Source organism: Parabacteroides sp. ZJ-118 (assembly GCF_011038785.1).
Taxonomy (GTDB): domain Bacteria; phylum Bacteroidota; class Bacteroidia; order Bacteroidales; family Tannerellaceae; genus Parabacteroides.
In genome coordinates this window covers 45,496-58,048 of record NZ_JAAKDT010000010.1, presented here as the reverse complement: position 1 = coordinate 58,048, position 12,553 = coordinate 45,496, and the positions used below count along the sequence as shown (strand labels likewise).

Annotated in this window: 9 protein-coding genes; 1 reads left to right on the top strand and 8 read right to left on the bottom strand. The window is 51.0% G+C overall.

The annotated features are described in order from the left end of the window. Positions 1 to 86 precede the first annotated feature (86 nt). From G7Y39_RS04775 to G7Y39_RS04740, 8 genes are all read right to left on the bottom strand, one after another. Entirely contained in the window at positions 87 to 1,793 is a 1,707-nt protein-coding gene (locus G7Y39_RS04775; protein ID WP_165155590.1) for an acyl-CoA dehydrogenase family protein, read from the bottom strand. Positions 1,794 to 1,795: 2 nt separating this feature from the next. Next, positions 1,796 to 2,815 (bottom strand): electron transfer flavoprotein subunit alpha/FixB family protein, encoded by a 1,020-nt coding sequence (locus G7Y39_RS04770; protein ID WP_165155588.1) that lies wholly within the window; start codon positions 2,813 to 2,815, stop codon positions 1,796 to 1,798. Between the two features lie 4 nt (positions 2,816 to 2,819). Then, positions 2,820 to 3,725: an electron transfer flavoprotein subunit beta/FixA family protein gene (locus tag G7Y39_RS04765; RefSeq protein ID WP_165155586.1), complete on the bottom strand. Its 906-nt coding sequence runs from the start codon at positions 3,723 to 3,725 to the stop codon at positions 2,820 to 2,822. A gap of 188 nt (positions 3,726 to 3,913) precedes the next feature. Continuing rightward, the gene (locus G7Y39_RS04760) at positions 3,914 to 5,293 is read right to left on the bottom strand and encodes a peptide MFS transporter (protein WP_165155584.1); all 1,380 of its coding nucleotides are present in this window, start codon (positions 5,291 to 5,293) and stop codon (positions 3,914 to 3,916) included. A 172-nt stretch (positions 5,294 to 5,465) separates the two neighbouring features. Next, entirely contained in the window at positions 5,466 to 8,318 is a 2,853-nt protein-coding gene (gcvP, locus tag G7Y39_RS04755) for an aminomethyl-transferring glycine dehydrogenase (RefSeq protein WP_165155582.1), read from the bottom strand. A 12-nt stretch (positions 8,319 to 8,330) separates the two neighbouring features. Further along, the gene (locus G7Y39_RS04750) at positions 8,331 to 8,969 is read right to left on the bottom strand and encodes an MBL fold metallo-hydrolase (protein WP_165155580.1); all 639 of its coding nucleotides are present in this window, start codon (positions 8,967 to 8,969) and stop codon (positions 8,331 to 8,333) included. After that, complete coding sequence (gene rsmG, locus G7Y39_RS04745) at positions 8,966 to 9,607, bottom strand: 16S rRNA (guanine(527)-N(7))-methyltransferase RsmG (protein ID WP_165155578.1); 642 nt, start codon at positions 9,605 to 9,607, stop codon at positions 8,966 to 8,968. Before rsmG ends, G7Y39_RS04750 begins: the two co-directional genes overlap by 4 nt. A 43-nt stretch (positions 9,608 to 9,650) precedes the next feature. Continuing rightward, positions 9,651 to 10,502, bottom strand: coding sequence for a DUF3298 and DUF4163 domain-containing protein (locus G7Y39_RS04740; protein ID WP_165155577.1), 852 nt, complete (start codon positions 10,500 to 10,502; stop codon positions 9,651 to 9,653). A 320-nt stretch (positions 10,503 to 10,822) separates the two neighbouring features. Here G7Y39_RS04740 and G7Y39_RS04735 point away from each other — a divergent pair, with 320 nt between their 5' ends. Further along, the gene (locus tag G7Y39_RS04735) at positions 10,823 to 12,487 is read left to right on the top strand and encodes an AMP-binding protein (RefSeq protein ID WP_165155575.1); all 1,665 of its coding nucleotides are present in this window, start codon (positions 10,823 to 10,825) and stop codon (positions 12,485 to 12,487) included. Positions 12,488 to 12,553: the final 66 nt, after the last annotated feature.

The window sequence follows — 12,553 nt, the reverse complement described above, 5'->3', positions numbered from 1 at the left end:
CATTGTAAGAAACAAAGAAAGCGGGACCTCTATCTGGTTGATAGTCAAGTCTCGCCTTCTTTGTTATGTAGGATGATAGTTGTTTATTACGGCCTGTATGAGCTCAATTCTTCTGTGTTGAATCGTCCGATATAACCCTGATGTTTCTCAATCTCAGCCTCTACGTAATGGGTGTAAACAACCGCGGACTTAGCGAACAGTTCCGGCGCTTTCGTCGCATCTTGGATCAATAGATGAGCCATGATGATATCAGCGGCCATCTCCATCAAGCGGCGAGCCACGAAATCGAGTAATTCTTGATTTTGAGACTCTTTTACTTTCGCCATGCTAGCCTCGAACTTATTAGCCATCTCTACCAGACGAGCTTTCAGCGGTTCCATCTCGGCGGAGCAAGGGATCGCCTCGAAATCGCGGATGGTAGCCAGGTAAGACCCGTTTGTCACGTAACGTATGGCCGCTACGGTCTGCAATTGCGTCGTGCCTTCGTAGATGGAGGTGATACGGGCATCGCGGTAGATACGTTGGCAAGCATACTCCATCATAAAACCGGAACCTCCGTGTATTTGGATGCAATCATAGGCATTCTGGTTGGCGTATTCGGAATTCATACCTTTTGCCAACGGGGTGAAAGAATCCGCCAATTTGGCGTATTGCTTCTGTTCCTTGCGCTCTTCCGGAGTCAGTTTACGCTCGCGGGCGATGTCGTCCAACGCCTTGTAAATATCAACGTAACGAGCGGTTTGGTATAACAATGCACGTCCGGCATCCAGCTTCGCTTTCATGATGGCGAGCATGTCGTAAACAGCGGGGAAATCGATGATCGCCTTACCGAACTGCTTGCGCTCCCTGGCGTAGGCCAATCCTTCGTTGTAAGCGGCTTGGCTGAGGCCTACCGATTGAGCGGCGATACCTAGGCGTGCGCCGTTCATCAAGGCCATCACGTATTTGATCAAGCCCAGTTTGCGATCGCCACAAAGCTCCGCTTTCGCGTTCTTGTAAACCAATTCGCAAGTAGGAGAGCCGTGGATTCCCAATTTATTCTCGATACGGCGTACGTTTACGCCTCCTTCCCGTTTGTCGTAGATAAACATGGACAAACCGCGCCCATCCTTGGTACCTGCCTCGGAACGAGCCAACACGAGGTGAAGATCCGCGTCGCCATTCGTGATGAATCGTTTCACGCCATTCAACCGCCAGCAATTCTCCTTCTCGTCGAAGGTAGCCTTTAGCATCACGGATTGCAGGTCGGAGCCAGCGTCCGGTTCGGTCAGGTCCATAGACATGGTTTCTCCTGCGCAGACACGCGGGATGAAGCGGCTGTGCTGATCCTCATTGCCGAACTCGTATAAGGTTTCGATACAATCCTGTAATGACCAGATATTACCGAAGCCGGCGTCAGCCGCCGCTACGATCTCCGCACACATGGTATACGGCGTGATCGGGAAGTTCAAACCACCGAAACGGCGCGGCATCGTCATGCCGTTCAAGCCGGCTTTTACCATCGCGTCGAGGTTTTGCTTCGTACCCGAGGCATATTCCACACGGCCATTCGCGCAGTGAGGACCTTCGGCATCCACGCCTTCCGCGTTCGGGGCGATGATCTCTCCGGTGATCTCTCCGGTAATCTCCAGCACCTTATCGTACGAGTCTATCGCGTCGGCATAATCTTGCGGCGCGTAGTCGAACTCTTCCTTGTCTCTGTACTCGCGTTCCTTCAGCTCGCAAATACGTTCCATCATCGGATTGTTCAAGTGATACTTGAGTTCCGGTATGTCTGTATAATAATTAGCCATTTTTACTTACTGTTCTTTTTGTAATACTTAATCATCTTAGGAATCACCTCTTCTACCGTGCCATTGATTACGTAATCGGCAATCGTGTTGATCGGGGCATTCTCATCATTATTGATCGAAATGATGATACCGGCGTCTTGCATACCGGCGATATGCTGGATCTGCCCGGAGATACCGCAAGCGATATACAATTTCGGACGTACCGTGACACCGGTCTGGCCGATCTGGCGGTCGTGGTCGCAGAACCCGGCATCGACAGCCGCACGGCTGGCGCCTACCTCGGCGTGAAGCTCTTTCGCCAAATCGAACAATAAATTAAAGTTCTCCTTGGAGCCTACGCCATAACCTCCGGCCACTACGATCGGAGCGCCTTTCAGGTTGTGCTTCGCTTTCTCCACATGACGGTCGATCACCTTCACCACGTAGTCTGTCTCGGGGACATACTTCGCTACGTCGTGGCGGATCACTTCACCTTTATAGTTCTCGTCGAGGACCTCCTTTTTCATCACGCCCTCACGGACGGTCGCCATTTGCGGGCGGTGTTCCGGGTTGATGATCGTGGCTACGATGTTACCACCGAACGCCGGACGGATCTGGTATAACAGGTTCTCATAGGTAATTCCCGCTTTCTTATCCTCGTGCGAGCCGATCTCCAAAGAGGTACAATCGGCCGTCAGGCCGCTTGTCAAGGCGGAGGATACGCGAGGGCCCAAGTCGCGACCGATCACTGTAGCGCCCATCAAGCAGATCTGCGGTTTCTCCTCTTTGAACAAATGGATCAGGATAGAGGAATGAGGGAGTGACGTATACGGGAACAAACCCGGGGCGTCGAACACATGAACCTTATCGACGCCAAAAGGCAACACTTGCTTTTCTACACCCTCAAGGCCGGATCCGGCGACAATTGCCTCCAGCTCACAGCCCAATTGATTGGCCAGCTTACGACCTTTGGTCAGAAGCTCAAGACTTACATCGGCAACATTCGTGCCTTCTGTCTCACAATATACAAATACGTTGTTCATAATCTTATCCGATGGTGTGGTTAGCTAACAGTTCGACAATCAAATCCTCTACATCTTGGTCGGAACCGGAGATCGTCTTGCTTTCCTTGGCTTGGAAGACGATGTTCTGGATTGCTTTAACCTTTGTCGGTGAACCGCTAAGGCCGCATTGAACCAAGTCTCCATTTACGTCGGCTACGCTCCATTCTTGAATATCCAGATACGGGCGGGTCTCGTACAATTTCGGGTAACGAACGGTCGGTTCTTCATCTTGGTGACAGGCGGGTTGCGTGTTCCGCTCTTGCTTGCCCATGGCGTATTTGTACTTCTGCACCAACTTCGCGTTACGGGGACGGCAGGGAGCGGCGGAACCATTCACGGTGATTACGATCGGAAGCGGACCTTCCACGGTCTCGACACCCCCGTCGATATGACGTTTTACGGTGATACGTCCGGCCTCTTTATCTACGTTCAGGATCTCCTCGGCATACGTGATTTGGGTCAGTCCCAGTTTCTCGGCGACTTGCGGACCTACCTGCGCCGTATCGCCGTCGATCGCTTGGCGACCTCCGATGATAATATCATAATCGTTGATTTTCTTGATAGCCGTGGCAAGCGCATAGGATGTGGCTAGCGTGTCGGCTCCGGCAAACGCACGGTCGGTCAACAAAAAACCGCCGTCAGCACCACGATACAAACCCTCGCGGATGATTTCGGCGGCACGTCCCGGACCCATCGTCAGCAGCGTAACCGTTGTCCCGGGGTAAGCGTCTTTCAAGCGTAACGCTTGTTCCAACGCGTTCAGGTCTTCCGGGTTAAAGATCGCGGGCAAGGCGGCGCGATTGATCGTTCCGTCCGCTTTCATGGCGTCCTTTCCCACGTTTCGTGTATCCGGGACCTGTTTCGCTAAAACAATAATTCTTAAACTCATATTATATATTAGGAATGTTAGATTAATCTCGCGTGCAAAAGTAATCAAACATTCTTTATCTCAAAGCATTTCGGGCGAGAAATGCACACTTCCCGCCCTTTTGAGCATAAGACCTTTCTTCATTCAGGGTTGCGCGACCTTTGTCGCGGTGAGACCGGCACATTGGGCGATTACTCGCTGTCTTGGCGTTATACCTGTTTCGCGTCCAAGCGTTTCACCACTTGGCCGTAGATAATGAGGGCAAAGGCTGATACCAAGGCGATCGCGCCGAAATAATACCAGATATAATGGGCGTTCGCGCTAGCCGCCAGCCATTCCTCATGAGAGGCGAAGAGGGTAGGCTCCGGGCAGTATTTGCTCAACAGGAACCCGGACAACCCGAATCCGAAGATGGAGGACAGGAAAGAATGCAAATGGCTGAATCCAAGATAAAGACCTTCCTCTCCCTTGGGTGCTTGCAAGGAGAAGTACTCGAGGAAGCGAGGGGAGATAAACGTCTCCGCCAGCCCTTGGAAGACGATACCCACCACCATCATGAAGGCGACAGGATGCATGCCTAGTATATCTGCGTTCCCATCCAGCATGTTGCCGGATGCCATGCAAAGAGCGGATACTGGCATGATGAACATACCGATCGTCATGGAGGTAAGCGCGGTTCTCTTGCGCATCATCTGTGTTACCAGGTTGACCGTAAGCACGACGACCAGTGGATTGACGTTGGCATACCAAGAAGGAGAGGCTCCTTCACCGGCTAGGCGGAGTACGTACTTCGGCATGGTGGCATATAATTGGTGTTGCACCATCCAGAATCCGGTGATAATGATGATCAAGGTGATCAACCGGCCGTTACCGCAAACCTTGACCAGCGCATTCCAGATCTGCCCGAACGTCTTGCCTTCGCCCGAGTGTTGGGTGCTTTTGTAGAAGAACCAGATGGCTAGCAAGGCCAGGAGCGTCATGCTGGCCGAGAAATAATTCAGGGTGATCAGCCCTTCGTTGCCCAACGCCTCGCGAAGCGGCTTCACGATCGTCTTCCCGGAGAAAGCCCCGATATTTACCATCGCGTAGAAGATAGAGAAACCCTTCGCCCGGGTTTCCGGCGTTGTCTCTTTAGCGACCGTGCCGGAGATGACGCTCTTGATAAAAGCCCCGCCGCATACGATCAAGGCCATGATGGGGATAATGCCGTATTGAAGGTTGCTCTCCAACAATCCCGTGAAGGTAGTCGTCGTGCTGTATTCAACCAGTCCGGCGGATTGGAGCCAAGTAGGGTAAATCGCCAGTCCCAGATAACCGCAGGTTAGCAAAGTAAAAGCCAATAGCATGGAGCCGCGGAAACCGATCTTGTCGGCCAACGCCCCGGCGAACGTGGGCAGCAGATACAAACAGGCGGAAAAGATACCGGCGATGCTGGCGGCCTGAATGTCGCTAAAGCCCAGGATGCGGCTAAGATAAAGGGTGATGACGATAAATACACCGTAATAAGCGGCTCGCTCGAACAGCTCGACGGTGTTCGCCACCCAGAAAGCTTTACTGAACTTGATTTTCTCTTGTTTCTTAGTTGTCATGATATTGTTTATTAGCAAGATAGATCAGATGGATAAATCAAAGAGGAGGCGCAGGTGAGAAAATGAAGAACTGCGCCTCCTCGTCTTTGTTTTATCGTATAGAATAATTACGAGTCAGGGCTTTACGGTATGCGATTGGTGGATCGCCTTGACGCAAGCGTAAAGATATTTATCAGATCTCGCAAGCGCATAAAGTCGGGATCAAGTTACGATCGCCATAAGCGTTATCTACACGGGCTACGTTAACCCAGAACTTGCTGTCGTGCAACCATTCCAGCGGGAAGGCGGCCTTGCCGCGGGGATATGCGTGTTTCCACTCGTCGGCGGTTACCTCGTATTCCGGATGCGGAGCGTTCTTCAAGACGTTATCCTCCTTGGATGCCTTGCCTTCCTCCACTTCCTTGATCTCGTTCCAGATACATTCCATCACCTCTACGAAACGATCCAGCTCGGCTTTGCTCTCACTCTCGGTCGGCTCTACCATCAAGGTGCCGTGTACCGGGAATGATAGGGTAGGAGCGTGGTAGCCGAAGTCCATCAAACGCTTGGCGATATCGCCCTCGTCGATGCCCGAATGCTCTTTTACCGTGCGGCATTCCAAAATCAACTCATGTCCTATGCGGCCTGTCGCTCCGGTATAAACAATCCCGTACGTATCCTTGAACTTAGCGGCCAAATAATTGGCGTTCAATATGGCCGTTTTTGTCACGGTCTCAAGGCCTTCCGTACCCAGCAAGCGGATGTAAGCGTACGTGATCGGCAGGATACCGGCGCTACCATAAGGAGCCGCGGATACCGTATTCAAGTCGCTGCCCCAAAGCACCGGATGCTGCGGCAAGAACGGAACCAGATGCTCGGCTACGCAGATCGGGCCTACGCCAGGGCCGCCACCTCCGTGAGGGGAAGAGAAGGTCTTATGCAGGTTCAGGTGACATATATCGGCACCGATCGTACCCGGATTTGTCAATCCAACCTGCGCGTTCATGTTGGCGCCATCCATATAAAGCTGTCCTCCGCAAGCGTGGACGATCTCGCACATCTCCTTGATGTCCACCTCGAAGATCCCATGCGTAGACGGATAGGTAATCATGCTGGCAGCCAGACGCTCCTTGTTTTCCTCGGCTTTCGCACGGAAATCTTCCAGATCGATATTGCCATTCTCGTCGCATTTGACGGTTACGGTCTTATACCCGCATTGGATAGCGCTGGCCGGGTTGGTTCCGTGAGCGGAAGCCGGGAGCAAAACGATATCGCGATGGCCCTGGCCGATACTTTCCAGATAAGCGCGGATCACACGAAGGCCCGTATATTCGCCGGCGGCGCCGGAGTTCGGTTGCAACGTACAGCCCTTGAAGCCCGTGATCGTGCATAAGTAAGAAGATAGGTTCTCGATCAGCTCCTTATAGCCTTCCACTTGCTCCTCGGGAGCGTACGGGTGGATATTCATGAATTCCGCACGGCTGAGCGGCAGCATGGAGGAAGCGGGGTTCAGCTTCATCGTACAAGAGCCCAGGGAGATCATGGATTGGGCCAAGGAGACATCCTTTCGTCCCAAACGGGTGATGTAACGCATCAACTCGGTCTCCGTATGATATTTCTTGAATACGTCTTGCTGCAAGAAATCGGAGGTACGGGCGAACTTAGCGTCGAAATAAGTCCGGGCCGGGATAGACTCGTCCAGCATATAGTCTTTACCGGCGGCGCCGGCGAAGATGTATAATAATACGCCTATGTCCGTAGGCAACGTCGTCTCGTCTATGCTGACTCCCACTTGTCCGGCCTCGAAATAACGCAAGTTCACCTTGCACTCCAAGGCGATCTCACGCAGCGCGTTCACAGACACGTGTGAGGGAAGCTGTATCTTCAAGGTATCGAAGTAATCCTTGTTTAATTGCGTATATCCCAGTCTCTCCAACTCCTTGGCCAAGAATCCGGTCGTGGAATGAATCCGTCCGGCGATGTCACGCAATCCCTCCGCCCCATGATATACGGCGTAGAAGCCGGCCATGGTAGCCAACAACGCCTGTGCCGTACAGATGTTGGACGTAGCCTTCTCGCGTTTGATATGCTGCTCACGGGTCTGCAAGGCCAAGCGATAAGCCGGATGGCCGTAAGCGTCCTTGGAGATACCGATGATACGTCCCGGGATCGTACGTTTATAATCATCCTTCGTGGCGAAGAAAGCGGCGGAAGGGCCTCCGTAGAACATCGGGATGCCGAAGCGCTGGCTGCTGCCGAATACGACATCCGCTCCCCATTCTCCCGGGGGAGTCAACAATACCAAGCTCATCAAGTCGGCGGCTACGCCTACCTTGGCACCGGCCGTGTTGGCACGGGCTACGAATTCCTTGTAGTCCTCGATCGAACCATCTGCGTTCGGGTACTGCACGATGGCGGCGAACACATCCGGCGTGAACTCGAATTTCTTATAATCGCCCACTACTACCTTGATACCCTGCGGGATCATACGGGTGTGGATGACGGCCAGCGTAGAGGCGAACACATGTTCGTCGACGAATACCGTATCGGCCTCCGCTTTCACCTGCGCACGACTGCGTGAGCCATGGAACATGGTAATCGCCTCGGCTGCCGCTGTCGCCTCGTCGAGTAGCGAGCAGTTCGCCAAGGGCAATCCGGTTAATTCGCAAATGACAGTCTGAAAGTTTAGCAACGCCTCCAAGCGTCCTTGGGATACTTCCGCCTGATACGGAGTATAGGAGGTATACCAAACCGGGTTCTCGAATACGTTGCGTTGGATCGGGGCCGGGCAAACCGTGTCGTACCAACCCATACCGATATAAGAGGTGAATACCTCGTTCTTGGAAGCCAGCTCGGCGATGTGCTCGGCGAACTCACGTTCCGTCATGGCCTCCGGGAGGTTCAACGGCTCTTTCAAACGGATGTTGGCCGGAATGGTCTGATCGATCAACTCATCCAGTGATTTCACGCCAATCGTCTCCAACATGGCCGGAATATCTTCCGCTGAGATACCCACGTGGCGGTTTACAAATTTATTTGTGTCCATAATTTTAGTATTTTATAAATAAGGATTATTTAATTTCTCATCAATGATTCGTGTCTCGGGGCCATGGCCGGGGTAGACCACGGTCTCGCCCGGCAACGACAGCAATTTGTCTTTGATAGCGGCGAGCAGTATATCTTGGTTGCCTCCCCATAAATCGGTACGGCCGATGCTTCCGGCGAACAGGGAGTCTCCTACGATCACGAAACCGTTCTTCTTGTTATAGAAAGCCAAGCCTCCAGGCGAATGGCCGGGGACGCTCAATACCGCCAGCTCGGATTTCCCGAACTTTATGATTTCCCCGTTTACCAGATAGTTCCCTACCGGGATGCTTCTCACCTTCATCGGCAGGCCGAATATCTTGGCTTGCGCCTCGGGAGAGGGAAGGCCCTTCACGTCCGCTTTATGGGCTTCCGGGCTCAATCCGTAGGTGTTATGGATGAATTCGTTACCGAATATGTGATCCAGATGGAGGTGTGTACAAAGGTAGCGTTTCAGCGTCAGCCCGTTCCGGGCGATAAAGTCGCTTACTTCTTTTTGTTCCTCTTCGCGCAGGCAGCCGCAATCGATAAGGACCGCCTCCTTGGTATCATCGTACAGCAAGTAAGTATTCTCGGAGAAATAGTTTACTTCGAAAGATTTTATCGTAATCATAAGGGTACGTACACTACTTTTTTAGTTTCAAAAAACGCTTCTTTAAAATGACCTTTCAGATCTATGCTGATCGCCTGATTCCGGAAGGGCAATATCTCGTGCGCCAGCTCTCCGCCTTTCAGGCAGATCAATCCGTTGGGCAACGCGTTGATCTGTTTTTTCTTTATATTCTTGCGGACGATCTTCGCCAGATCTGCCAGAGGCATCACGGCCCGGCTTACCACGAAATCGAAAAGCTGCTTTTCCTCCTCGCCCCGGCAATGGCGGAAGGATACGTTCTCCAGCCCGATCGCTTCGGCCACGGCTTGTCCCACCTTGATTTTTTTCCCGATACTGTCTACCAGATGGAAATGAGTCTCCGGGAATAAGATCGCCAAGGGGATGCCGGGGAAACCGCCCCCCGTACCCAGATCCATCACCGAGGAACCCGGCTTGAAACGCAACATATCGGCGATACCCAGCGAGTGAAGTACATGATGCGGATATAGGTTCTCGATGTCCTTCCGTGAGATCACGTTGATCTTGGCGTTCCAATCCGTATAGAGCTCATATAGGGCGGCGTATTGCTCCTTTTGCCGATCGGTGAGATCGGGGAAATAGGAGGTGAGAATTGAGAATTTCTCTGTATGTTGTTCCATAAGACGTCTGTTTCTGCTTCTATCAATCGTTCATTTTCAATTCTCAGTTTTCGATCAACGGGCTTATCGGGCTGTCATCCCGCAGCAAATAGCGGATCTCTTTGTAAGGGAGATGGACGTTCGTGACGCCTACCGCGTAGGCCGCTATCTCATATTCGTTGAAAGAATAGGTGATACCCGTCTTGTCTACGAGGAAGTTCCCGTTCGGGAAGATCTCGTCCACGCTAAAGAAACCGATGTTTTCCAGTTCCTTGGCATCGGATACGTTGTTTTGCCTGGCGATCTGATCCACCAATATTCGCGCCAGATTGTCCTGGTAGTTGTCCACGAATATCTCCTCCTCAGTGATGGGCTTACCGGTCTTGAGGCTCACCGTGTGGTTGCTGTAGGAATGTGCGCCATGCGCTCCGCCCGTATAGTTCTCGAAGCGTACCGTATAGCTGATGATATCGTCTTGGTTGAAGGTGATTTCATCCGACGACAGCTCATAGTAAGAGAACCAGGCGCCCACCGGTGTCTCGTCGGATTTCGCCACCTCGACCTTGTAATCCTCTTCCAGATCCTTATAAGCAGCCAGATAGTCGTCGGTATATTTCCGTACCGCCTCCTCGGGGGATAATAGCTCATAATCCTCGCCGAGATAAGAGGAGACGAACTGTCTCTGTAGATTCTTAAGAACCTCTTTATCCGTATATTCCCGGGGATAAACGAACTTGATCTCCAAATCGCAATTGGGATTATCCGGATCATCTAGCAAATGGTAAGTCTTTTCCACGCTGATAGAATCAAACGTGATACTGTTTTCGGAAGCCTTCTTCGTTCCGGTATCGCAACCTGTGGCTAAGATTCCTATCCAAAGGAGTGCCAGCATGCTTTCGCGTAAATGCGTTCTCATCGGACTGCAGATTTAATTTATTTGTACGCGAATGTACGTCATTAAATCGTATAATCAAATTACACGATGAAGTTTAATAACCGGATAACCACACCTGAAATTCAGCCGCCTTATTTTTAGCCTCGAGCATGGGTTCGTCGGCCGGGAGACTCGGATTTAGGTTACCGCCCTTGCCACAGGAAACAAACAACAACGTTTGTGTGTTTTATGAGGAACTTAGCCACATAGTTGCGCACGGTCAGATATTTTAATTTATAGGCTATATCGTGGCAAAAGTAAGGATTTGTTTTTACTTTTACGCGAATTTCAAAAGAGGGGCTATGATCAAAGAGAATTTCATTAAGATTTACGAGGAGAGTTTCAAGGAAAACTGGGCCTTGCCGGCATTGACGGATTACGGAAGAGGAAAGACCTTTACTTTCGGTGATGTAGCGACGGAGATCGCACGTATTCATCTTTTATTCCATGAGTGCCAAGTCCGCCGAGGGGACAAGATTGCGTTGATCGGTAAAGATAGTTCCCGTTGGTGTATCGTTTACATGGCGGTTGTTACCTACGGGGCGATTATCGTACCGATTCTTCAAGACTTTAATCCGAATGATGTACACCATATCATTAATCACTCGGAATCTGTCTTTTTGTTCGTCAGCGACCGGATTTGGGATTCCTTGGAGGAAGATAAGATCGAGGAGGTCCGCGGTGTATTCTCTCTCTCTGATTATCGTTGTTTGCATCAACGGGATGGGGAGAGCATCCAGAAGTTTATGAAATCGCTGGATGAGAAGATGGCCGGGAAATATCCGGATGGCTTCACCCCGGAGGATATCAAATACGCCGAGCTGGATAATGACAAGGTGGTGGAGATCAACTATACGTCGGGTACGACCGGATTTAGCAAGGGGGTTATGTTGACGGGGAATAATTTGGCTGGTAACGTGACGTATGCCCGGACACTGGATTTATTGTTCCGGGGTGAACGTGAGCTATGTTTTCTGCCCCTGGCTCATGCCTATAGTTGTGCTTTCAATTTGTTGGTACCTATGGCTTTCGGTGTGCATGTCTACTTATTAGGTAAGGTGCCGTCTCCTAAAATCTTATTAAAGGCATTCGAGGAGGTGAAGCCGAACTTGATCTTGATGGTTCCCTTGATTTTGGAGAAGATCTATAAGAAGATGATCCTTCCCCAATTGAATAAGCGAACCTTGAAGTTGGCCTTGAATATCCCCTTGCTGGATTCGCGTATCTATGCCCAGATCCGCAAGCATTTGGTGGATGCCTTGGGCGGACGTTTCCGTGAAGTGATCGTGGGGGGCGCCGCCATGAATCAAGAAGTGACGGATTTCTTGTATAAGATCAAATTCCCGTTCACGATCGGTTATGGCATGACGGAATGTGGTCCGTTGATCAGTTATGACCATAATAATGAGTACGTGCCCGGCTCTTGCGGACAGATCTTGAAAGGGATCATGAAGGTCCGTATCGATTCAGAAGATCCTTATAACAAGGTAGGTGAGATTCAGGTATCGGGCGAGAACGTAATGAAGGGCTATTATAAGAACGAGGAGGCAACCCAAAAAGTCTTCACGGAAGATGGCTGGCTGAAGACCGGCGATTTGGGTACGATCGATCATGATAACCGTATTTTTATTCGTGGACGTAGCAAGACAATGATCTTGGGCTCCAGCGGACAGAATATTTATCCGGAAGAGATTGAGTCTAAATTGAACAACCAGCCATTCGTGATGGAGAGTTTGGTCGTGGAGAAAAACGGGAAATTGATCGGTATGGTGTATCCGGATTACGATACGGTGGATAGCACGGGTATATCGCACGCGGATCTTCCGGTTATCATGGAGCAAAATAGGATAGAGTTGAACAAGCTACTGGCTCCTTATGAAACGATCTCGGAGATTCAATTGTATCCCACCGAATTCGAGAAAACACCGAAGAAAAGTATTAAGCGTTACCTATACAACAATTATTGAGATGTAAACAGAATGCAAATACAACGAATAGGTATCATTCTTTGTTTATAAACCGCAGATAATGAG